Origin of the sequence: Herbidospora yilanensis, assembly GCF_001570565.1 — a bacterium.
Taxonomy (GTDB): domain Bacteria; phylum Actinomycetota; class Actinomycetes; order Streptosporangiales; family Streptosporangiaceae; genus Herbidospora; species Herbidospora yilanensis.
Genome location: NZ_BBXE01000026.1, coordinates 38,698 through 60,527 on the forward strand (window position 1 = coordinate 38,698; position 21,830 = coordinate 60,527).

Sequence of the window (21,830 nt, forward strand, 5' to 3'; positions counted from 1 at the left end):
CTCGTCCGGTGGGATGATCTTCCGCGTGGAATTAGCCCGACATGAACGTGTTCGCCGGTTCCTCGAACGTCCGGCCGTCCAGCGAGCCGTCGTCATCCTCATCGTCGTCAACGCGATCACCATCGGCTGCGAGACCAGCACCACCCTCATGGCCCAGATGGGCTGGCTGCTCGTCACGATCGACCACGTCGCCCTGACCGTCTTCGCCGTCGAGATCCTCGCCCGCCTCTACGCCTACCGCCGCGACTTCTTCACCGACCCGTGGAACTGGTTCGATCTGATCATCGTGGTGGTCGCGCTCGTCCCGGCGTCGGGGCCGACCTCGGTGCTCCGGGCGCTCCGCATCCTGCGGGCGCTACGGCTGGTGTCGGCCGTGCCCAGCATGCGGCGGGTGGTGAGCGCGCTGCTCACCGCCGTGCCCGGGATGGCGTCGATCATCGGGCTGCTGCTGCTGATGATCTACGTCGCGGCCGTGATAGCGACCAAGTTGTTCGGCGAGGTCGCGGCCGAGCGCTTCGACGAGCTGCCCGACTCGCTGTTCACGCTGTTCCAGATCATGACCGGCGACGACTGGGGCACGGTCGCCAAGGAGGTCATGACACACAAGCCGTGGGCCTGGGTGTTCTTCATCTCGTACATCCTGATCTCGACTTTCGTCGCGCTGAATCTCTTCATCGCGGTGGTGGTCAACGCCATGAACGACGCCGAACCCTCGCCGTCGGAGGAGCTGGCCCAGGCCGAGCTGGTCGAACTCCGCGAAGAGGTCGCCGCACTCCATGCCAAACTCGATCTTCTTCTCGAACGCGGAACCGTAGGCCGGCGCTGAGCGTTCTGGCGTGCGGCCGAGACGTCCAACTCGACAGGAGAAAACGTGGTCTTCAAACGGATGCTGAGCGCATTCGGCGTCGGCGCCCCCTCAGTGGACACCGTTCTGCACAACCCGCGCACCCAGCCCGGTGGCGCCCTTTCCGGCGAGGTGCGGATCAAGGGTGGCGAGGTCGACGCGGAGATCGAGCACATCACCCTCAGCCTCGTCGCCCGGGTCGAGATCGAGCACAGCGAAGGCGAGAGCAGCGGGCTGCGCGAGTTCTTCGGCTTCCCGGTCTCCGGGCCGTTCACCCTCCGGACCGGCGAGGAGCGGACGATCCCGTTCCAGCTCCCGGTGCCGTGGGAGACGCCGATCAGCGAGGGCCTGCGCGGCATGGCGATCGGCGTGCGCACCGAACTGGCCATCGCCAAGGCGGTCGACAAGGGCGACCTCGACATGATCGAGGTCGCGCCGCTGCCCTCGCAGGTCCACGTGCTGGAGTCGCTGTCGCGGCTGGGCTTCCACTTCCGCTCGGCCGACCTGGAGGCCGGGCACATCGGCGGCTCCCGCCAGACGCTGCCGTTCTACCAGGAGATCGAGTTCACCTCCCACCAGTACGGCGAGATCGAGGTGACCTTCATCTCCGACCCCCACCACCTGGAGGTCGTGATCGAGGGCGGCCACGACGCGATCGGCCGCTTCCCGACCACCCACCAGGAGGCCCTGAGCACCGACTGGACGTCGGTCTTCGGCAACTGGCTGGCCCAGCGCTCCTACGGCCACCACGGCGGCCATCACGGCGGTCACCACGGGGGCCACTACGGCCACCACGACGACGATCACCACCACGGCGGCGGCGTCGGCATGGGCGGCGTGATCGCCGGCGCCGCGGCGGGCGTCGTCGGCGGCATGATCCTCGGCGAGGTCGTGGAAGAGGTCTTCGAGGACGCCTTCGAAGAGGAGTGACGAACCCGGCGGACGGCGGTCACCGTGTCGGTGGCCGCCGTTCCTGCTGCTATCGTCCCGGGTCGTGATCTTCGAGGCAGAACCGTTCCGCCTGATCGTCTCCGGGGGCGGCACCGGCGGGCACACCTTTCCGGCGCTGACCACCGTCCGTGCGCTGCGGGCCCGGACCGCCGGGCGGCTGGAGGTGCTCTGGGTCGGCGCGGCCGGGAGCCTGGAGGAGCGGGTGGCCACCGCCGAGGGCATCCCGTTCGTGTCGGTGGCGACCGGGAAGGTGCGCCGGGCCCGGAGCGTGCTGGGGATGGTGTCGGCCGAGAACGTGCGCGACATGTTCCGGGTGCCGCTCGGGGTCTACCAGGCCGTCTCGATCGTGCGCCGGTTCCGGCCCGACGTGGTGCTGGGCACCGGCGGCTACGTCGCGGTGCCGGTCGGCGTGGCGGCGCGGGTGTGCCGGGTGCCGCTGGTCATCCACGAGCAGACGGTCCGGCTCGGGCTGGCCAACCGGGTGCTCGCCCGGGGGGCGGCGCGCGTCGCGGTGACGGCCGAGGCGTCGCTGGAGCTGCTGTCGGGCCCGGCGCGCAAGCGGGCCGTGGTGACCGGCAACCCCGTCAGGGCCGAGGTGCTCACCGGACGGGCCGACCGCGCGCCGGTCGACGGCTTCGACCGCGCCCTGCCGACCGTGTACGTCACCGGCGGCGCCCAGGGCGCCCGGCAGATCAACGGGCTCGTCACGGCGATCCTGCCGTGGTTGCTGGAGCGGGCGAACGTCATTCACCAGTGCGGCCCGGCCGAGGAGGAGCAGGTGGCCGCGGCGGCGCGCACCCTGCCGCCCGCGCCGGCGGCCCGCTACCAGGTCAAGGGGTTCGTGGGCGCCGAACTGCCCGACGTGCTCGCGCTCGCCGACGTGGTGGTCTCCCGCAGCGGCGCCGGCACCATCGCCGAGGTCACGGCGCTCGGCAAGGCGGCCGTGCTGATCCCGCTGGCCACCTCGGCCGGGAACGAGCAGGCCCACAACGCCTCCTACCTGGAGCGGGCCGGGGCCGCGGTCGCGCTGCTCGGCGAGGTGACGCCCGAGAGCCTGCGGGCGGCGGTGGGGCCGTTGCTGGCCGACCCGGCGCGGCGCGAAGCGCTCGCCGCCCAGGCCCGCCGCCACGGCCGCCCCGACGCCGCCGAGCGGCTGGCCGACGAGGTGCTCGGAGCCTCCCGGTCACGCGGCCGGGCCCGATAGACGAGCGACTTCCGTCACGCCGGATAGGCGTGCGTCTCCGTCGCCTTGACCGAGACCCAGATGCGGCGGCCGGGCGTCAGGTCGAGCTCGGCCACGGCGGCCGGGGTGACGTCGGCGGCGACCGGCACCGGGCCGTCGACGTGGACGCGGATGTGGTCGCCGTGCCGTTCGATGCCGTCGATGCGGCCCTCCCACAGGTTGCGGGGGCTGCCGTCGGGACGGGTGCGGTAGAGCGCAACCGCGCGCGGCGCGAAGGCCACGAACGCCGGGCCGCTCACCCGTTCCCCGGCGGCGAAGGCCAGGTCGCCGACCGTCACCCGGTCGCCGTCGCCCTCGCCCCTGAAGAGGTTGAGGCCGACGAGCCGGGCCACGTAGTCGGTGCGGGGACGGCGGGCGATCTCGGCCGGCGTGCCCTCCTGGACGACCGCGCCGTCTTCGACGACCACGAGCCGGTCGGCCAGCACCATCGCGTCGAGCGGATCGTGGGTGACCAGGACGGTCGCGCCGTCGAAGCCGGTCAGGCGGCGGCGCAGCTCGGAGCGGATCTCCAGGCGGGTGTGGGCGTCGAGGGCGGCCAGCGGCTCGTCGAGGAGCAGCAGGCGCGGCTCGACCGCGAGGGCTCGGGCCAGGGCCACCCGCTGGGCCTGGCCGCCGGAGAGGCGGTGGGGGCGTACCGAGGAGAACTCCGCCAGGCCCATTCGGTCGAGCAGTTCCCGGGCCCGCAGCCGGGCCTCGGCCTTCGACCTCCCCTGGCAGCGGGGGCCGAAGGCGACGTTGTCGAGCGCGGACAGGTGGGGGAAGAGCAGGTAGTCCTGGAAGACGACGCCGACGGGGCGCCGCTCGGCGGGTTCGCGCTCGATGCGGACGCCGTCGAGTTCGATCGACCCCTCGGTCAGCGGGATGAGGCCGGCGAGGGCACGCAGGGCGGTCGTCTTGCCGGCGCCGTTGGGGCCGAGCAGCGTGACGACCTCGCCCCGGCCGACCGTCAGGTCGAGGTCGAGCCGGAAGGCCGGCCGCCGGACCACGATCCGGGCGCGCAACGTCATGCCGCCGCCCCCACCCAGCGGTCGCGCAGCGCGACCAGGATGAGCACCGACACGGCCAGCAGCACCAGGCTGAGCACGATCGCCGCCTCGGGTTCGGTCTCCAGCGCCAGGTAGACGGCCAGCGGCATCGTCTGGGTGCGGCCGGGGAAGTTGCCCGCGAACGTGATCGTCGCGCCGAACTCGCCCAGGGCCCGCGCCCAGCAGAGCACCGCCCCGGCCAGCACGCCCGGCGCGACCAGCGGCAGCGTCACCCGGCGGAACACGGTGAAGCGGGAGGCGCCCAGGGTCGCGGCGGCCTCCTCGTAGCGCACGTCGGCGGCGCGCAGCGCGCCCTCGACGGCGATGACCAGGAACGGCATCGCCACGAACGCCTCCGCGACGACCACCCCGGCCGTCGTGAACGGCAACGAGAACCCGAACGCCGACTCCAGCCACTGCCCGACCAGCCCGCGCCGGCCGAGGACCAGCAGCAGCGCCACCCCGCCGACCACCGGCGGCAGCACCAGCGGCACGGTCACCAGGGCGCGCAGGAGCCGGCGGCCGGGGAAGTCGGTGCGGGCCAGCAACCACGCCAGCGGTACCCCGAGCACCAGGCAGACCGCCGTCGCGACGGACGCGGTGACCAGCGACAACCGCAGCGCCTCCAGAACCTGGGGTTCGGAGAGCCGCTGCGGCAGCGTCGACCACGGCGCCCGGACGAGCAGCCCCGCCAGCGGCAGGACGAGGAAGGCCATCCCCAGCACGGCCGGGACGACCAGCAGCCAGGGAACACGGCTTCTCACGGCGCCTCGAAACCGGCCTTCGTCAGCACGTCCTCGCCCTGCGGCGACAACACGAGGTCGACGAACTGCTGAGCAAGGGGTGAGGCGTCCTTCAGGGTGGCGATCGGGTAGTCGTTGACCGCCTGGTCGGCCTCGGGGAACGGGATGCCGGAGACCTTCCCGGCCGACGCGATGACGTCGGTCCGGTAGACCAGGGCGGCGTCGACCTCGCCGAGTTCGACCTTGGTGAGCGTGGCCTTGACGTCCTGCTCCAGGGTGACCGGGGTGACCTCGATCCCGGCCGCGCCGAGGGCCCTGACGGCGGCGGCGCCGCACGGCACCTGCGCGGCGCACAGGGCGACCTTGACCTTGGGGTCGGTCAGGTCCTTGAGGTTCTCGACCTTGGCGGGGTTGTCCGGCGGCACCGCGATCTCCAGCTTGTTCTTCACGAACACGGTCTGCGTGCCCGCGAGGCCGGCGTCGGCCACGGTCTTCATCGTCGCAGGAGAAGCGGCCGCGAACACGTCGGCGGGCGCGCCCTGGGTGATCTGCTGGGCGAGCGTGGCACTGGAGCCGAAGTTGAAGGTGACCTTCGTGCCGGGGTGGGCGGCCTCGAACTGCTTGCCGAGTTCGGTGAAGGTCCCGGTGAGCGACGCGGCGGCGAACACCGTCAGCTCGGTCTCGGCGGGTACGGCCGACGACGACCCGCAGGCCGCCAGCACGAACACGGACGTGATGGCCGCGACGAGGGACAGGCGCTTCAGCACCGAGCACTCCTTACCGTGGGAATCCTCCCAAGATTACGTGGCACCCGCCAATCATTCGATAGCAAATACATCGCAATCGCCACATTATTCGAGCGATACCCTCGCTTCTGCGAGGAGAACTACTTTCCTTCCGTTACGGCTTCGCCCACCCCGGCACCGCCCGCCGCCCCCGCTCCCGCCGTATCCGGCGCCAACCGGCCGCGCCGGCTCATGCACCCGACGCCGAGGCGGCCCTGCGAGCCACAGCCAGGTAGTGGTCGTCGTCATCGTGGAAGTGCACCGGTTCCCAGCCGGTGGCCTGGAGCAGGGGCGTGATCCGGTGTTCGGCGCGGATGTCGTCCGGTGACAGTTCGCGGCCCCGCCGGGCCGCCAGCACGGCGCGGCCGACCGGGTGGAAGAGGGCCAGTCGGGCACCAGGCCGGGCGACGCGGGCGAACTCCAGCAGCGTCCCCCGAGGGTCGCCGAGGTGACCGATCAGACCGGCGGCCAGGATGGCGCCGATGGTCGCGTCGGCGAAGGGCAGTCCGGAGGCGTCGCCGATCAGCGCCGGCCCGCGCTCGCTCGCCTTCAGGGCCATCCCCGGTGTCAGGTCCACCCCGACGACCCGGTCGGTGTGCTCGCGCAGCAGGGGCATCGCGCGCCCGGTGCCGCAGCCCGCGTCCAGGGCGACCAGACCGGGTCGCAGCTCCAGGTGGGCGACGGCCCCGGCGAAGGCCGGGCCGTCGTCGGGGAACGTGTCGTCCCAGGTCGCGGCGCGGGCCGCGAAGAAGGCTCTGGTCTCGTGCTTTTCCATGTCAGCGATGCTAGGCCCACGTATAAATTGCACCCATGCGGACGAAATGGCGGCGCCGTGTGCTGCTGGGCGCGACCGGCACGGTCGTCGTCGTGGTGCTCGCCCTGGGCGCCGCGGGCTATTACTACTCCGGTCTCGTGATCGACCCCGTCCACGCCTCCGACTACCCGATCGAGGTCACCGCCGTCGGCGACGGCCGGGTCACGCTGAAGGGCGGCGGCGACACCGACGCGCCGGGGACGTACGGCCTCACCTGGGCCGGGGGCAACGCCGTGCTAGGCGAGACGATCTCCGTCGGGGCGGGCACGGTCACCCGCAGGCTGGAGCAGGTCCGCGACGGCGACCTGAAGCCGGGCGTGTCGGCCTACCTCGACCGCTGGATGTGGGGCGCGGGCACCCCCGAGTCGGTCGGGGTGCCCTACCGGGAGGTCGAGGTGCAGTCGCCGCTGGGCGTGTTCCCCGCCTGGCGGACCGAGGGCACGTCGGACACGTGGGTGATCGCGGTCCACGGCCGCAACGGCGGCCGCGGCGAGGCCCTGCGCATCCTGCCCACGCTCCACGACCTGGGTCATCCGGTGCTCGCGATCACCTACCGGAACGACGACGGCGCCCCCGCGAGCCCCGACGGCCGGTTCCACCTCGGCGACACCGAGTGGGAGGACGTCCGGGCGGCCATGGACTACGCGCGCACCCAGGGCGCCGGGAAGTTCGTCCTGTACGGCTGGTCGATGGGCGGCGGCATCTCCGCGATGACGGCCAGGCGGCTGCCCGGCGCGGGCGTGACGGCGCTGATCCTCGACAGCCCGGTCCTCGACTGGCGCTCGCCGATCGCGCTGGGGGCGCGGCAGATGGGGGTGCCCGGTTTCCTCACCACGGTCGGCCAGTGGGTGATCATGGCCCGGACCGGGCTGAGCTTCGACGACCTCGACCACGTCGAGCACGCCGCCGAGTTCGGCCTGCCGATCCTGATCTTCGTCGACCACGATGACGCGACCGTGCCGGTCGACCGGGCGCAGGCCTTCGAGCGGGCCCGGCCCGACCTCACCACGCTGGTGGAGACCAAGGGCGGCGGCCACACCGGGTCGTGGAACGTCGACCCGGACGCCTACGAGCGGGCGGTCAGGGAGTTTCTCCGATCGCCACGGTGAACGAGGTCTGGGTGACGGCGAATCCGAGCCGGCTGTAGACCCGCTGGGCCGGGTTGCCGTCGCTGACGGCCAGGCCCAGCCGGTCGAGCCCGTCGGCGGCGGCCTTGAGCTGCACGTGGCGGAGCAGCCGCCCGCCGGTGCCCGGGACCGACAGGGCGGGGTGGCGGAAGACCTCGGTCACCCACGGGACGGTCTTGAAGTCGTTCACGAACACCCCCGCGACGACCGCGCCCGCGTCGTTCACGGCCAGCGCGCTGCAGGGCATCAGCGGGCCGACGAGGGTGCCGTCGAGGAGCGGGACCAGCTCGGTCGCGATGGCCTGGTCACGGTCGCGCGGGTGGTGGTCGACGTGGCCGGGCGGGTAGGCCTCGCTCATGGCGGGATAGATGTCCTCGGGCGAGCGGTCGACGGGGGTGAACCGCACCCCCTCTGGCGGGGCGCCGGGGGCGGAGGGAAGGGCCGTGAGGTCGGCGTACATGGAGTGGGCGTGCCGGAGCCTGCGGGCGCCGCGGGCGACCAGCTCGCGGCCGAGGTCGACGTCGGTGGAGACCGCCCAGCCCTTGAGCTGCGTCAGGATCACCTCGACGGCGCCGGGGCCGATCACTTCCAGGTAGTCGGCCCACGGGCGGCCGTCGCGGACCCCTTCGACGAAGCTGATCGCCGCGACCCCGAGGTCGTTGGCCCTGATCTGTCGCATGCGGCCCAGAATAGGCTCGTGTCCGAGATAGAGGTTCGCCCGGCGAAGCCGTCCGACTACGACGCCATCAAGGCGGTCGTCGACGACTGGTGGGGCGTGCCGGTCCAGAGTGGGCTGACGCGCCTGTTCCTCGACCACTTCCACAACACCAGCTTCGTCGTGTACGCCCACGGCCACCTCGTGGCCTTCCTCGTCGGCTTCCTCTCGCAGGGGCAGCGCGACCTCGCGTACATCCACTACGTCGGGGTCGCCCCGACGTTCCGGCGCAGCGGGGTGGGCCGCGAGCTCTACCGGCGGTTCTTCTCGCTGGTCCACTCCGTCGGCCGCACCCGGGTCGCCGCGATCACCTCGCCGCGCAACACCCGGTCGATCGCCTTTCACACCGCGATGGGATTCCGCGTGAGCGAACCGATCGCCGACTACGATGGCCCGGGTGCGGACCGTGTCTACTTCGACCGATTGATTGACGAATGACGTTTTCGATCCACCGGCTCGGCGTCGACCGGCTCGACGACTTCCTCGCCCTCGCCGTCGACCGCGAGTGGTCGCCCGAACGGGAGAAGTGCCGTCTGCTCTACGAGATCGGCGAGATCCACGGCATCGACGCCCCCGACGGCGACGGCCTGGCGGCCACGGTCGCGCTGGTCCGGTTCGGCACCCGCGTGACCGCGATCAGCATGATGCTGGTGGCCCGCCGCTACGAACGCCAGGGGATCGGCGGCCGGCTGATGCGCCACGCCCTCGATGTGGCCGGCACCGACACCGCGACCCTGACCGCCACCGCCTACGGCCGTCCCCTCTACGAACGCCTCGGCTTCCGCTCGACCGGCGTCTGCGACGTCTACACCGGCGTGTTCACCGGCACGGCGTCCGGACGCACCGGAGAACTGACCGACCTCGCTGCCGTCGCCGAGCTCGACGAGGAGGTCTACGGCGCTCCCCGGGCCGAACTGTTCGCGCGGCTGCCGGGCTTCTGCGAGAGCTTCCGGGTGACCGACGGCGGCTTCGGCGCCTCCTGGCACAACGGCCACATGACCATCCTCGGCCCCGTGGTGGCGGCGTCGGCCGCCGACGCCGGAGACCTGCTCTCCGACCTGGCCGCCGAGGCGACCGGCCCGATCCGCGTCGAGGCGTTCCTGCCCGCCGCCGCGCGCTGGGCCCGCGACCACGGCCTCACGCCCGCCTTCAGCACGACGATCATGGAATACGGCAAGCCGATGACCACCGACCTCTCCCGCGTCTACACGCCCGTCATGCAGGCGCTCGCATGATCCTCGACGGCGGGCTCGCGACCCATCTGGAGACCCTCGGCGCCGATCTGGGCGACGACCTCTGGTCGGCCCGGCTCCTGTCCGACGACCCCGGCGTGATCCGACAGGCCCACCTCGACTTCTTCGCCGCCGGGGCCGACGTCGCGACGACGGCCAGCTACCAGGCCACGATCGAGGGCTTCACCCGCCACGGCGCGTCCCCCTCCGAAGCAGCCGCGCTGATCGTGTCGTCGGTCGAACTGGCCCGGCAGGCCCGCGACGAACACGGCGCGGGCCTGGTCGCGGCCAGCGTCGGGCCCTACGGCGCCTACCTGGCCGACGGCCAGGAATACACGGGCGACTACGGCGGCCTGACCGAAGACGACCTCTACGCGTGGCACCGCGACCGTTTCCACCTGCTGGCCGGGGCGGGCGCCGATCTGGTCGCGGCCGAGACCATCCCGTCGCTGCCCGAGGCCAGGGCGCTGCTGCGGCTGTTCCACGAGACCGGGGCCGACGGCTGGATCAGCTTCTCGTGCCGCGACGACCACACCATCAGCGACGGAACCCCGTTCGCCGAAGCCGCCGCCGCCATGGACGTGCCGGTCGGGGCCAACTGCACCAACCCGGCATACATCGCCACCCTGATCACGCTGGGGGCCCGGGTCGTCTACCCGAACTCGGGCGAGACCTGGAACGCCCGGGAGCACACGTGGGAGGGCGTCGGGACCGACTTCCCCGTCGCCGACTGGGCCGGAGCCACGCACGTCGGCGGCTGCTGCCGCACGACGCCGAAGCAGATCACGGAGATCAGACGGCGACTCGGCTTCACGTGAAACACTCGCCTCACCCCGCGAGCAGGGCCGCTCTGTCGGCCGCCGACAGGCCGGCCTTGTCGAGGTGGGCGAGCAGTTCGCGGTGGGCCTGCCACACCTCTGGCGAGACGCCCGGCAGGTCGTACTGATAGTCGACCTCGACCGCCGTGTCGGAGGACACGTCGAGGATGAAGTGCTTCACGCCGTTCACGGCCTCGCGGAGTTCGGTCAGGGTCTCGGCCGACACCCCCGAGCGGATCGGGGCGTCCACCGGGCGGGCGTACCAGACCTCGATGTCCCGGTCGAGTGCGCGTTCCCTGCTGACCCTGACGGTCAGCCGGTGGACGGCGGTCGTCACCGCAACCAGCCCCTTCCGAAGACGTGTTCAAGGTCGTGCTCGACGTCGTCAAGAGCCGCACGGGTGATGTTCCGTATCGGCACCATCGAGCGTCCCACGACCACCTCGGTTCCGTCGTAGAGCAAGAGTAGGCGACTCGCCGTCGTCGTTTCGCGCCATCTGACCGACAGCGCATGTAACCGGGCCAGGGTGTAGATGCGGTCGACGACTTCGCGGTAGGAGGTCACCATGCCTCCACTGTGCGTGGCGGAAAAGCGCAGCTCAATGCGGGCGCGGGCCGGCCGGGGCCGGGCATCGCACATTGTTACCTTTTCGTTGGCCGAACCCGATCGTGCCGGGCGGCGTATCTCCGGGCGTGAGGCGACCCGTGCTCGTGTGCGCGCTGGCCCTGGCCGCGGGGCTGGGTGCTCTCGTGCTCGTCCAGTCGTTCGGCGGGCCGCGTGACCTGCCCGCCATCCGGGGGCTCCCGTCACCGGGCGCCTTCACCACGTGGGGTCTGCCGATCATGCGGCTGGTCCACGACCTGTGCGCGGTCGGCACGGTCGGGTCGCTGCTGGCGGCGGTGCTGCTCGGCGAGAAGGACATCCTGGCGCGGGCGGTCCCCCGGTGGGCGCTGGCGTGGGCGGGCAGCGCGGCGGCGACCGTGCTGCTCACGCTGTCGGACTTCGTCGGCGCGCCGGTGCCCGACGCGCTGCGGTCGGGCATGCTCTCGACCTTCGTCCTGTACGTCCCGCAGGGCCTGTCGTTCCTGATCGTGTACGTCCTGGCGCTCGCGATCACGTTGCTGAGCTACGTGGCCAGGGGCCGGCCGTGGATGCTGCTCGCTCTGGCCGTGCTCGCGGTGCTGCCGCCCGCCTACGCGGGCCACTCGGCCTCGGCCGTCGACCACGACTTCGCGGTGTCGAGCCTGCTCGTCCACCTGGGCGGGGTCGTCCTGTGGGTCGGCGGGCTGTTCGGCCTGCTCGTGTTCATGCGGGAGGCGCCGGTCAGGGCGGTCGAGCGGTTCAGCGCCCTCGCGTTGTGGTGCTACGTCGCGGTCGCCCTGTCGGGCCTGCTGAACGCGTGGGTCCGGCTGGGCCGGGTGGAGCTCCTCTGGACGTCCGAGTACGGGATGCTCGTGCTCCTCAAGCTGGCCGCGATGGGCGCGCTGGGGTGGTTCGGCCGGCGCCACCGGACCCGCACCATCGCGGCCCTCACCACGACCAAGGTCCCGTTCCTGCGGCTGGCCGCCGGGGAGATCGTGCTGATGACCGCCACGATGGGCCTGGCCGTGGCGCTCTCGCGCACCCCGCCGCCGCCCGGCGAGTCACCGGCCCACGGTGTGCTCGGCTTCTACCTGCCGATCCTGGCCCCCGGACGGTTCGTCACGGAGTGGCGGCCCGACCCGATCCTGCTGCTGGCCGTCGCGCTCGCCGGCGCGGCCTACTTCCGCTGGTCCGACCGGCGGCGTCCGGTGTTGTGGACGGCGGGCCTGGCCCTGTTCGCCTGCGCGACCGTGGGCGGCCTCGGCACCTACGCCCGCGCCATGGTGTCGGTGCAGCTCATCCAGTGGGCGATCGTGGGCGCGCTGGTCCCGGCGATGCTGGCGATGGCCTGGCGGCCGTGGCGGCCCCCGGCCTGGCTGGGCCTGGTGACCGCGACGGCGCCCGGTCTGGCCCTGTTCACCACGCCGCTGTTCGAGCTGTCGCAGTCGGTGCTGGCGGTCCGGCTGCTCGTGCTGCTGGGGCTGGCCGTGGCGGCGTACACGACCATCTGCGGTGGGGTCTGGCCGGTCCTGGCCGGGACCCAGGCGCTGGTCGCCCTCTATCTGCTGTTCGGCCCGGACCAGGGCCGGGGCTGGTATCCGCAACTCGACGACATCACCTGGCTGCCGGCCGGCGACCAGTGGCTCGGCGCCCTGGTCTACGCCGCGATCGCGGCCGTCGCCGTCGCGACGGCGCGGCTCTCACCGAAGAAGGAGGACGGTCATGCCGCTAGTCGTGACCAGACGCTGGACACTGCCGATCCTCGCGCTGGCGGCGATCCCCGTGATCTGGTGGGCCATCGGGGGCGCTGAGTCCCAGGCCACCGGTCACCACGCGGTCGCGCCGGCGCACACCCTGGAGGAGATCACCGGCGTCATCGGCTGCACGCCGGAGATCCAGGGCCGGCAGCCCGACATGCGCCAGGCGATGTGCGCCGCCCCGACCTACCAGTCGGTGGTGCTGACCTTCGCGGCCGACAAGAACCAGACCGACTGGCTGAGGGGCGCCCAGGCCTACGGCGGCACCTACCTGGTCGGCACCCGCTGGGTCGTCGTCGGCCCGGAGAAGGAGCTCACCGGGCTGGTCCCCCGCCTCGGCGGGCACGTCGAGGCGGCCGAGCACGGCGGCCACTCCTGAACCTCGGCGACGGCGCCCGATGTGAAGGTTTTGTGATGGCGGCACGAAGTTCAACACCTGAGGACTTCCCACCAATACGCTGTCCGCCATGAGGCGATTAATCGCATTCGCCGGGAGTGCGGCCATGGTGGGCACGGTTCTCGCCACCCCGGCCGCCGCCGCGCCCGCCGACCCCCTCCAGGCACTCGCGGCCAAACTCGAAAGCGCCCACGGGGTGCATTACGAGACGGTGCAGAGAACCGACGACGCCACCTACCGAATCTACGGCGACCTGCAGTTCGGATGGTCCCGGGTGAAGGCCAACCGCGCCATCGTGGAACGGGTCCTCGGGCCCTCGGCCACGCAGGAAGAGCGGCACGAGAACATCAGCGAGACCATCTGGGTCGGCGACGACGTCTACCACGACGACGACAACGGCGGATGGAAGCTGAAGGGCGACGTGACGGCCGCGGGGCTCGACGACCCCGCCGTGCACGCCCTGTCGGTGGCGGAAGTCGGCGCACTATTGAAATCGGCGAAGAAGAAATCCGCTGGGGGTGTCCTCGACGGGGTGTCCACGACGGTCTACGAAGGCCGCATACGCGGCAAGACCCGTGTGACGGACTGGAAGGTCTGGATCGGCGGTGACGGTCTGATTCGGCGGGTCACGAGTGACACGGCGAAAAAGGATGGAAAAGACCGGACGGTCCGCGACACCTACCTTTCGGAATGGGGCAAGCAGGTCTGGATCTACGCCCCTGACCAGCGGTTTGTCACGTCCACCGCGTAATTGAACCAGTTTGCAATGTCCGCTTGATAACCCTGTCCGGATAGGACAGGGTTACCGGCACATCACAACCAACGGGGTGGCACACAACAATGAGGCGATTAATCGCGACCGCTGCGGCGTTCGTCATGGTGACCGCGCTGACCACGGGGGCGGCGCAGGCCAAGGCGGCAGATCCGGTGGCGGCGCTGGCCGCGCAGCTCAAGAGCGCCCACGGCGTGCACTTCAACTCGGTCAGCAAGATCGAACCCTCCCTGGGGTTCAAGAGCCGGTCGTACGGCGACCTCCAGTTCGGCCGGTCCCGCGTGACGGCCAGCAGCGTCATCACCACCAGCTCCTTCGACCGGGAGGTGCCGAAGGAGCTCACCGAGCTCTTCGGCGACTTCTCCGAGACGGCGTCCCAGACGATCAACGTCAAGGGCGCGACGTACCTGAGCGGCGGTCTGGTCGACTACCTGGACCTGCCCGCGGGCAAGAGCTGGATCCGGTCCAAGGAGAAGGGCAACGCGTCGGGCCTGGGCGGCACGGCCATCAACGTGTTGTCGCCCAAGGAACTGCGCACGCTGCTGAAGACGACCACGTCGAAGAAGGCGGGCGGCGTCGTCGACGGGGTGGCGACCACGCTCTACACGGGCAAGCAGAAGATCAACCTGAGCCTGCCCGACTTCCCGCTCTTCTGGACGCTCAACTGGAAACTCTGGATCGGCACCGGAGACGGCCTGATCCGGCGCATCACCACCCATGACGTGCTGGAGACCTACGACACCAAGGGCAAGGCCCAGAAGGTCGTCCTCGGCACCGACACCCACCTGACCAACTGGGGCAAGCAGGTCTGGATCGACGCCCCGGCCGAGAAGTACGTGGTCGACCTTGAGGATGCCTTCGACAACCTCAAGCCGAACGTCATCGGCGCGATCAACCTGGGCGACTGACGCCCCTCGTCACCCCGCCGGTTCGGCAGAATCGGCGGGGTGACGTCTTTCGAGGAGGTCGCCGGCTACCGCGACGAGCTACGGGCCCACTGCTACCGGCTGCTCGGCTCCATGGACGACGCCGAGGACGCCGTGCAGGAGACCCTCCAGCGGGCCTGGCGCAACCTCGACGGGTTCGAGGGCTCGTTGCGGCCCTGGCTCTACAAGATCGCGACCAACCGGGCGCTGACCCTCATCGGGCAGCGGAAGAAGCCGGTCGAGCTCGGGCCGCCGATGTTCGTGGAGAGCGCCGAGACGCAGGTGCTCATCCGGGAGAGCGTCGAGCTGGCCTTCGTGGCGGCCATCCACCACCTGACCCCGACGCAACGGGCCGCGCTGCTGCTGCGCGACGTGCTCGGCTATTCGGCCCGGGAGGCCGCCGACATGCTCGGGACCTCGGCCGCCGCCGTGCACAGCGCGGTCAGGCGGGCACGGGCGGTCCTCGCCGAACAGGACTCGCTCGGCGAGGAGGGGCAGCGGGAGGCCGCCGCCCGCTACGCCGAGGCCTGGACCGCCGGCGACCTGGAGGCGATCGTCTCGATGCTGACCGACGACGCCCGGTTCACGATGCCGCCGTTCGACGAGCGCTACCACGGCCACGCCGAGATCCGGAAGTTCCTGGCCGGCGGGCCTCTCCAGTACGGCTGGCGGTTCGTGCCGACGGCGTCGCCGAAGGTCTGGGTCACCTACGTGATCGACGACGGCGTGGAGATTCCCGCCAGCCTCGACGTCCTCGTCTTCCGGGGCGCGAAGATCTCCGCCGTGGTCTCGTTCATCGGCGACGAATTCGTGAAGTTCTGCGGGTTGTAGGGGTATGGATGACATCCGCAAGCTGATCGAGAACTGGGCCCGCGCGGCCCACGAGGGCGACCTGGAGCAGGTCACCGCCCACCACACCGACGACGTCGCCATGTTCGACGTGCCCCCTCCCTACGAGGGGGTCCACGGCCTCGACGCCTACCGGGCCACCTGGCCCGGCTTCTTCGAGTGGCAGCGCTCGGGCGCGGTCTTCGAGCTCGAGTCGCTCGACGTCGTCGAAGGGACCGATGTGGCGTTCGCGTACGCCCTGGCCCGCTGCGCCGACGCCGCCGACGACGGGCCGGCGCGGCTGCGCCTCACCTTCGGCCTGACGAAGGCCGACGGGCAGTGGCGGATCGCCCACGAACACCACTCGTTCCCCACGGAGCACTGAGGCTCTTTACGGCTCGTAGGCGAGGTTGGGGCGCAGCCAGCGCTCCACCTCGTCGACCGGCATGCCGCGCCGGGCCGCGTAGTCGTGGATCTGGTCCTTGTCGAGGCGGCCGACCGTGAAGTAGCGGGCGTCGGGGTGCTGCAGGATCAGGCCGCTGACGGCCGCCGCCGGGGTCATCGCGTAGGACTCCGTGAGGCCGATGCCCACCTGTTCGGCGCCGAGCAGCTCGAACAGGTCGCGCTTCTCGCTGTGGTCGGGCGTGGCCGGGTAGCCGAGGGCCGGGCGGATGCCGCGGAACTTCTCGGCGTGCAGGTCTTCGAGCGCGGGCTCGGCGCCGGGCTCGAACCACTCGCGGCGGGCCTTCAGGTGGATCCACTCGGCGAACGCCTCGGCCAGGCGGTCGGCCAGCGCCTTCACCATGATCGACTTGTAGTCGTCGTTGTCGGCCTCGTAGCGGGCCGAGAGGGTCTCGGCGCCCTGGATGGCCACGGCGAAGCCGCCCATGTGGTCGCCCTCGGGCGCCACCCAGTCGGCCAGGCACCGGTTGGGGCGTCCTTCGGGCTTCTGGGTCTGCTGCCGCAACATCGGGAACCGGCGCTCGCCGATGACGATGTCGTCGCCCTCGGAGTGGGCCGGCCAGAAGCCGTAGACCCCTTCGGCCCGGAAGGAGCCGTCGGCGATGATCTGGTCGAGCATGGCGAACGCGTCGTCGTAGAGTTCGCGCGCCTCGGGCCGCTCCAGGATCGCGGGGTACTTGCCCTTGAGGCCCCAGGCCAGCCCGAGGAACTGCCAGTCGATGAACTCGCGCAACTCGGCGATCGAGGGGCTCACCCGGCGCACCCCGGTGAACTCGGGGGTCGGCAGGTCGTCGTAGGAGACGGCGGTGCGGTTGGCCCGGATCTTGTTCAGCGACAGCAGCGGCTGCCGGATGCGGGTCTCGTGCTGCTCGCGCAGCCGCTCCTGGTCGGCCTTGGACCTGATCGCCAGTTCCTTGGCCCGCGCCGGGTCGAGCAGGTCGGAGACCACGCCGACGACGCGTGAGGCGTCGAGCACGTGGAGGGTGAGGGCGTTGTAGGCGGGCGCGATGCGGACCGCGGTGTGCTGCTTCGACGTGGTCGCGCCGCCGATCAGCAGCGGCGTCGACATGCCGCGCTGGGTCATCTCGGCGGCCACCGACACCATCTCGTCGAGCGAGGGGGTGATCAGGCCGGACAGGCCGATCACGTCGGCGCCCTCGGCCTCGGCGACTTCGAGGATCTTGGCCGCCGGGACCATCACGCCCAGGTCGATGACCTTGTAGTTGTTGCAGCCCAGCACGACCCCGACGATGTTCTTGCCGATGTCGTGGACGTCGCCCTTCACCGTCGCCAGCACCACCGTGCCCTGGCCGGAGTCGGACTTGTCCTGCTCCATGAACGGTTCGAGGTAGGCGACCGAGCGTTTCATCACCCGGGCGCTCTTCACGACCTGCGGCAGGAACATCTTGCCGCTGCCGAACAGGTCGCCGACGATCTTCATGCCGTCCATCAGCGGCCCCTCGATGACGTCGAGCGGCCGGGCCGACTTCTGCCGGGCCTCCTCGGTGTCCTCGACGATGAAGTCGACGATGCCGTGGACGAGCGCGTGCGCCAGCCGCTCCTCGACCGGCGCCTCGCGCCAGGAGAGGTCGACGGTCCGGGCGGTGCCGCTGCCCTTGACCGTCTCGGCGTAGGAGACGAGCCGGTCGGTGGCGTCGTCACGCCGGTCGAAGATCACGTCTTCGACGAGCTCCAGCAGCTCGGCGGGGATGTCCTGATAGACGGCGAGCTGCCCGGCGTTCACGATGCCCATGTCGAGCCCCGCCTTGACGGCGTGGAACAGGAACGCCGAGTGCATGGCCTCGCGGACGACGTCGTTGCCCCGGAACGAGAACGACAGGTTCGAGATGCCGCCGCTGATCCGGACCCCGGGACAACGCTCCTTGATCAGCGGGAGGGCGTCGATGAAGTTCTTCGCGTACGCGTTGTGCTCGCTGATGCCGGTCGCCACGGCCAGCACGTTGGGGTCGAAGATGATGTCCTCGGCCGCGAACCCGGCCCGCTGGGTGAGGATGTCGTAGGCGCGGGCGCAGATCTCGACCTTGCGCTGGGTCGTGTCGGCCTGGCCCTGCTCGTCGAAGGCCATCACGACGACGCCGGCGCCGTAGTTCTTGATCTGCCGGGCGTGGTCGAGGAAGACCTCCTCGCCCTCCTTCAGGCTGATGGAGTTGACCACGCCCTTGCCCTGGACGCACTTGAGGCCGGCTTCGAGGACCGACCACTTCGAGCTGTCGACCATGATCGGCACCCGGGCCACCTCGGGCTCGGTCGCGATCAGGTTCAGGAAGGTGGTCATGGCCTGCTCGCTGTCGAGCAGGTCGGCGTCCATGTTGACGTCGAGCAGGTTGGCGCCGCCGCGCACCTGCTCCAGCGCGACGTCGACGGCCGCCTGGTGGTCGTTGCCCTCGATGAGCCGCCGGAACTTGGCCGAACCGGTCACGTTGGTGCGCTCGCCGATCATCACGAACCCGGTGTCGGGCCCGATCGCGAACGGCTCCAGGCCGGAGAACCGGGTCGCCTTCTCGGGGGCGGGCACCTCACGCGGCCTGAGGCCCTTCACGGCCTCGGCGATCTCGGCGATGTGGGCCGGGGTGGTGCCGCAACACCCGCCGGCGATGTTGACCATGCCCTGCCGGGCGAACTCGCCGAGCAGCGCGCCGGTCTCCTCGGGCGTCTGGTCGTAGCCGCCGAACGCGTTGGGCAGGCCGGCGTTGGGGTGGCTGGCGACGTACACGCCCGCGATCTTCGAGAGCTCGGCCACGTGGGGCCGCATCTCGGTCGCGCCCAGCGAGCAGTTGACCCCCACGACCAGCGGTTCGGCGGCCTCGATCGACCGCCAGAACGCCTCGACGGTCTGCCCCGAGAGGGTGCGCCCGCTCAGGTCGACGATGGTGACCGAGATCCACAGCGGCAACTGGGGCGCGACCTCGCGGGCCGCGGCGATGGCCGCCTTGCAGTTGAGCGTGTCGAAGATCGTCTCGATCAGCAGCAGGTCGACCCCGCCCTCGGCGAGCGCCTCGATCTGCTCGACGTAGGCGGCCTTGACCTGGTCGAACGTGACCGCCCGGTAGGCCGGGTCGTCGACCTTCGGCGAGAGCGAGAGCGTGACGTTGAGAGGCCCGACCGAGCCGGCGACGAACCGCCCGCCGAACTCGTCGGCCGCCTGCCGCGCCAGCCGCGCGCCCTGGAGGTTCTGCTCCCGCACGAACCGCTCGGCGCCGTAGTCGGCCTGCCCGAAGCTCGTGGCGGTGAAGGTGTTGGTCGTGGTGATGTCGGCCCCGGCGGCCAGATATTGCCGGTGGACGTCGAGGATCACGTCGGGCCGGGTGACGTTGAGCATGTCGGGGTCGCCGGCGTAGCGCTCGTCGCCATAGTCGGCAGGGGTGAGACCGGCGCCCTGGAGCATGGTTCCCCAGGCGCCGTCGAGCACCGCGACCCGGTCGGCGAGCAGCTGACGAAGATCCACTAAGCCTCCTCCGAACGATGGAAGAGGCGACCTTGTCGGGGTGGTTCCAGCCGAGCGTGGCGGGCGTTGACCAGCCCGTTGCAGCGCCTCTCGACCTGCCGCCTAGTTTAACAAACGCCCCGGCTGTCAATGCCATCGAAACTTTTCGGCGTTTCAAACTGGGTCTTTCTCACTTTGCCCGACACGGTTAGCATCCGGTTTCGGAACATCTCCGAAACATTTTGGAGCCTGACCCCCCAAAGGAGAGAGTTCGATGAGACGACTGGTGGTCATCGCGGCCACGGCGCTCGGACTCGTGGCTGTGCTCAGCCAGGGACCCGTGTCGGCCAACGGCCGGCCTCCGGCCGTACAGGACCAGAGCCTGAAAGCCCTGGCCGCCCGGCACAACCTGGCGATCGGCACCGCCATCAGCAACGACGCCCTGGCCGAACCCCAGTACAAGGCCATCGCCACCCAGCAGTTCAGCAGCGTCACCCACGAGAACGCCATGAAGTGGGAGAGCCTCGAACCCACTCGCGGCACCTACAACTGGGGCCCCGCCGACACGTTGATCGACTTCGCGAAGAAGAACAACCAGAAGGTCCGCGGGCACGTGCTCGTGTGGCACAACCAGTTGCCGACGTGGCTGACCGAGGGCGTGGCCAACGGCACGATCTCCAAGACCGAGCTGCGCGACCTGCTGAAGAAGCACATCACGACCGTGGTGAAGCGCTACAAGGGCAAGATCTGGCAGTGGGACGTCGTCAACGAGGCCGCCAGCGACCCGTGGGACACCCCCTCGGAGATCCACCTGAAGGGCTTCTGGGCCCAGAACCTCGGCCCGACCTACATCGCCGACGCCTTCCGCTGGGCCCGCGCCGCCGACCCCCACGCGCTGCTCTTCTACAACGACTACAACATGGAGGCCTTCGGCGACCGCGGACCCTCCGACAAGGTGTGGTTCATCTACAACCTGATCAAGAACCTGCGCGCGCAGGGTGTGCCGATCGACGGATTCGGCTCCCAGGGCCATCTGGGGACGCAGTACGGCAACTTCGACGCCTTCCAGGTGAAGGAGGTCCTGGACGCGTTCTCCGACCTGGGGATGGTGTCGGCGTTCACCGAGGTCGACGTGCGCAGCCAGATGACGGCCGGGGTGCAGGCGGGCGACTCCAACGAGATCAACCCGCGCCTGCAGGCGTCGGCGTCGAACTTCAGCGTCCTGTTGCAGGCGTGCCTGCTGAACCGGAACTGTTTGTCGTACACGGTGTGGGGCTTCACGGACAAGCACTCGTGGGTGCCGACGTGGTTCACCAACCCGCCGGAGGGGCTGGCGACGCTGTACGACGAGAACTATCTGCCGAAGCGGGCTTACAACTCGATCAAGTCTGACCTGGTGTTCGCGGGCCCGCCGCACGTCCAGCCCAGACCTCGCCGCTAATACGGGACAAGGCCCTGTACGAACCTCTCCAGCACCGGCGAGGTGTCAGAGGTTCGCCACAGGGCCGCTCCGGTGATCGTGGCCGTCGGCCCCTTCAGCGGGACGAAGGCCACCCCCTCCCTTCGCAGGCCCTCCGTCGAGGCCGGGACCAGGGCGACGCCCAGCCCGGCCGCGACGCTCATGAGCTGCGTGGAGACCTGGCAGACACGGTGGGTGACGTGGGGGCGGAAGCCGGCCGACGTGCACATGTCGTGCACCGTCTGGGCCCATTCGGCGCAGTCGGCGAGGTCGAGGAAGACGAACGGGTCGTCGGCCAGCTCGGCGATCTCGATCACCGGGTGGGACGCCAGACGGTGTTTCACCGGCAGGGCCGCGATGAACGGTTCGACCGAGAGGATCGCCCCCTCCGGGCAGTCGATGCCGCCGATCCGGGAGATGAAGGCGACGTCCACATCGGGCGGCTGGCTCGTGGTGCCGAGCGGCAGTTCGAGCAGATCGACCTCGACCCCGGCGTGTCGGTCGCGGAAGTCGGCGAGCATGGCCAGGAAGGGGCCCGAGGAGGTCGTCGGCATGTACGCCACCCTCAACCGCCCCAGTTCGCCGCGTCTGGCCCGGTCGGCGACCGCCTGCGCGGCCTTCGCCTGGGCGAGGGTGCGGCGGGCCTCGACCAGGAACAGCTCGCCCACGGAGGTCAGGCGGGTGCGGCGTTTCTCCCTGATGAGGAGTTCGACGCCCAGGACGGACTCCAGCTTCTGGATCTGCTGGGACAGGGCCGGCTGGGCGATGTGGAGGCGTTCGGCGGCGCGGGCGAAGTGGAGCTCCTCGGCCAGGGCGACGAAGCCCTCCAGGTGGCGCAGCTCGAAGTTCATGCGCACAGCTTATCGACGTATCGGAAAACGGTCTTTGATCTTATTAAGACCCTG

23 protein-coding genes are annotated in these 21,830 nt (G+C 70.5%); 14 read left to right on the plus strand and 9 right to left on the minus strand.

Going from position 1 to position 21,830, the window contains the following annotated elements:
• Nucleotides 1–25: 25 nt before the first annotated feature.
• The 3 genes from AW273_RS20590 to murG all read left to right on the plus strand — a co-directional run bounded on the left by AW273_RS20590 (nucleotide 26) and on the right by murG (nucleotide 2,999).
• A complete protein-coding gene (locus AW273_RS20590) occupies nucleotides 26–826 on the plus strand; it encodes an ion transporter (protein ID WP_232327518.1) in 801 nt (266 codons plus the stop codon).
• Between the two features lie 45 nt (nucleotides 827–871).
• A complete protein-coding gene (locus tag AW273_RS20595; protein ID WP_062350202.1) occupies nucleotides 872–1,774 on the plus strand; it encodes a sporulation protein in 903 nt (300 codons plus the stop codon).
• Nucleotides 1,775–1,838: 64 nt separating this feature from the next.
• On the plus strand, nucleotides 1,839–2,999 hold the full coding sequence (gene murG, locus AW273_RS20600; protein ID WP_062350204.1) for an undecaprenyldiphospho-muramoylpentapeptide beta-N-acetylglucosaminyltransferase: 1,161 nt from the start codon (nucleotides 1,839–1,841) through the stop codon (nucleotides 2,997–2,999).
• Nucleotides 3,000–3,013: 14 nt separating this feature from the next.
• Here murG and AW273_RS20605 read toward each other — a convergent pair whose 3' ends face one another.
• The 4 genes from AW273_RS20605 to AW273_RS20620 all read right to left on the minus strand — a co-directional run bounded on the left by AW273_RS20605 (nucleotide 3,014) and on the right by AW273_RS20620 (nucleotide 6,366).
• Nucleotides 3,014–4,045, minus strand: coding sequence for an ABC transporter ATP-binding protein (locus tag AW273_RS20605; RefSeq protein WP_062350205.1), 1,032 nt, complete (start codon nucleotides 4,043–4,045; stop codon nucleotides 3,014–3,016).
• The gene (locus tag AW273_RS20610) at nucleotides 4,042–4,779 is read right to left on the minus strand and encodes an ABC transporter permease (RefSeq protein ID WP_083949917.1); all 738 of its coding nucleotides are present in this window, start codon (nucleotides 4,777–4,779) and stop codon (nucleotides 4,042–4,044) included. The genes AW273_RS20605 and AW273_RS20610 overlap by 4 nt, the downstream gene beginning before the upstream one ends.
• Before the next feature lie 44 nt (nucleotides 4,780–4,823).
• On the minus strand, nucleotides 4,824–5,570 hold the full coding sequence (gene modA, locus AW273_RS20615) for a molybdate ABC transporter substrate-binding protein (RefSeq protein WP_062350602.1): 747 nt from the start codon (nucleotides 5,568–5,570) through the stop codon (nucleotides 4,824–4,826).
• A gap of 211 nt (nucleotides 5,571–5,781) precedes the next feature.
• Nucleotides 5,782–6,366 (minus strand): class I SAM-dependent methyltransferase, encoded by a 585-nt coding sequence (locus tag AW273_RS20620; protein ID WP_062350210.1) that lies wholly within the window; start codon nucleotides 6,364–6,366, stop codon nucleotides 5,782–5,784.
• A gap of 35 nt (nucleotides 6,367–6,401) precedes the next feature.
• On the opposite strand from AW273_RS20620, the gene AW273_RS20625 reads away from it, so the two are divergent.
• Complete coding sequence (locus tag AW273_RS20625; RefSeq protein ID WP_063910042.1) at nucleotides 6,402–7,514, plus strand: alpha/beta hydrolase; 1,113 nt, start codon at nucleotides 6,402–6,404, stop codon at nucleotides 7,512–7,514.
• Here AW273_RS20625 and AW273_RS20630 read toward each other — a convergent pair.
• Nucleotides 7,486–8,211, minus strand: coding sequence for a GNAT family N-acetyltransferase (locus tag AW273_RS20630; protein ID WP_062350217.1), 726 nt, complete (start codon nucleotides 8,209–8,211; stop codon nucleotides 7,486–7,488). The genes AW273_RS20625 and AW273_RS20630 overlap by 29 nt on opposite strands.
• Nucleotides 8,212–8,229: 18 nt before the next feature.
• On the opposite strand from AW273_RS20630, the gene AW273_RS20635 reads away from it, so the two are divergent.
• Genes AW273_RS20635 through mmuM form a run of 3 tightly spaced genes read left to right on the plus strand, consistent with a single transcriptional unit; the run spans nucleotide 8,230 to nucleotide 10,297 of the window.
• Nucleotides 8,230–8,685 carry a GNAT family N-acetyltransferase gene (locus tag AW273_RS20635; protein ID WP_062350221.1) on the plus strand — a complete coding sequence of 152 codons (456 nt, stop codon included), beginning with the start codon at nucleotides 8,230–8,232 and terminating at the stop codon, nucleotides 8,683–8,685.
• The gene (locus AW273_RS20640; protein ID WP_062350224.1) at nucleotides 8,682–9,482 is read left to right on the plus strand and encodes a GNAT family N-acetyltransferase; all 801 of its coding nucleotides are present in this window, start codon (nucleotides 8,682–8,684) and stop codon (nucleotides 9,480–9,482) included. The genes AW273_RS20635 and AW273_RS20640 overlap by 4 nt, the downstream gene beginning before the upstream one ends.
• Nucleotides 9,479–10,297 (plus strand): homocysteine S-methyltransferase, encoded by an 819-nt coding sequence (mmuM, locus tag AW273_RS20645; protein ID WP_062350227.1) that lies wholly within the window; start codon nucleotides 9,479–9,481, stop codon nucleotides 10,295–10,297. The genes AW273_RS20640 and mmuM overlap by 4 nt, the downstream gene beginning before the upstream one ends.
• 10 nt (nucleotides 10,298–10,307) lie before the next feature.
• Here mmuM and AW273_RS20650 read toward each other — a convergent pair whose 3' ends face one another.
• A complete protein-coding gene (locus AW273_RS20650) occupies nucleotides 10,308–10,634 on the minus strand; it encodes a hypothetical protein (protein WP_062350230.1) in 327 nt (108 codons plus the stop codon).
• The gene (locus AW273_RS20655; protein WP_157554137.1) at nucleotides 10,631–10,864 is read right to left on the minus strand and encodes a hypothetical protein; all 234 of its coding nucleotides are present in this window, start codon (nucleotides 10,862–10,864) and stop codon (nucleotides 10,631–10,633) included. Before AW273_RS20655 ends, AW273_RS20650 begins: the two co-directional genes overlap by 4 nt.
• Before the next feature lie 125 nt (nucleotides 10,865–10,989).
• On the opposite strand from AW273_RS20655, the gene AW273_RS20660 reads away from it, so the two are divergent.
• From AW273_RS20660 to AW273_RS20685, 6 genes are all read left to right on the plus strand, one after another.
• Complete coding sequence (locus AW273_RS20660) at nucleotides 10,990–12,690, plus strand: CopD family protein (protein WP_157555981.1); 1,701 nt, start codon at nucleotides 10,990–10,992, stop codon at nucleotides 12,688–12,690.
• Nucleotides 12,602–13,015, plus strand: a complete 414-nt coding sequence (locus tag AW273_RS20665; protein WP_063910048.1) for a hypothetical protein — start codon at nucleotides 12,602–12,604, stop codon at nucleotides 13,013–13,015. The genes AW273_RS20660 and AW273_RS20665 overlap by 89 nt, the downstream gene beginning before the upstream one ends.
• A 124-nt stretch (nucleotides 13,016–13,139) precedes the next feature.
• Nucleotides 13,140–13,784: a hypothetical protein gene (locus AW273_RS20670; protein WP_062350241.1), complete on the plus strand. Its 645-nt coding sequence runs from the start codon at nucleotides 13,140–13,142 to the stop codon at nucleotides 13,782–13,784.
• Nucleotides 13,785–13,873: 89 nt separating this feature from the next.
• Nucleotides 13,874–14,713, plus strand: a complete 840-nt coding sequence (locus tag AW273_RS20675) for a hypothetical protein (protein ID WP_157555983.1) — start codon at nucleotides 13,874–13,876, stop codon at nucleotides 14,711–14,713.
• Nucleotides 14,714–14,752: 39 nt separating this feature from the next.
• Complete coding sequence (locus tag AW273_RS20680; protein ID WP_232327519.1) at nucleotides 14,753–15,562, plus strand: sigma-70 family RNA polymerase sigma factor; 810 nt, start codon at nucleotides 14,753–14,755, stop codon at nucleotides 15,560–15,562.
• Between the two features lie 4 nt (nucleotides 15,563–15,566).
• The gene (locus AW273_RS20685) at nucleotides 15,567–15,944 is read left to right on the plus strand and encodes a nuclear transport factor 2 family protein (protein ID WP_062350250.1); all 378 of its coding nucleotides are present in this window, start codon (nucleotides 15,567–15,569) and stop codon (nucleotides 15,942–15,944) included.
• A 6-nt stretch (nucleotides 15,945–15,950) separates the two neighbouring features.
• Here AW273_RS20685 and metH read toward each other — a convergent pair whose 3' ends face one another.
• Nucleotides 15,951–19,487, minus strand: a complete 3,537-nt coding sequence (metH, locus tag AW273_RS20690) for a methionine synthase (RefSeq protein WP_062350253.1) — start codon at nucleotides 19,485–19,487, stop codon at nucleotides 15,951–15,953.
• A gap of 253 nt (nucleotides 19,488–19,740) precedes the next feature.
• Here metH and AW273_RS20695 point away from each other — a divergent pair, with 253 nt between their 5' ends.
• Nucleotides 19,741–20,907: an endo-1,4-beta-xylanase gene (locus AW273_RS20695; protein WP_062350256.1), complete on the plus strand. Its 1,167-nt coding sequence runs from the start codon at nucleotides 19,741–19,743 to the stop codon at nucleotides 20,905–20,907.
• Here AW273_RS20695 and AW273_RS20700 read toward each other — a convergent pair.
• On the minus strand, nucleotides 20,904–21,776 hold the full coding sequence (locus tag AW273_RS20700; RefSeq protein ID WP_062350259.1) for a LysR substrate-binding domain-containing protein: 873 nt from the start codon (nucleotides 21,774–21,776) through the stop codon (nucleotides 20,904–20,906). The genes AW273_RS20695 and AW273_RS20700 overlap by 4 nt on opposite strands.
• Nucleotides 21,777–21,830 lie beyond the last annotated feature (54 nt).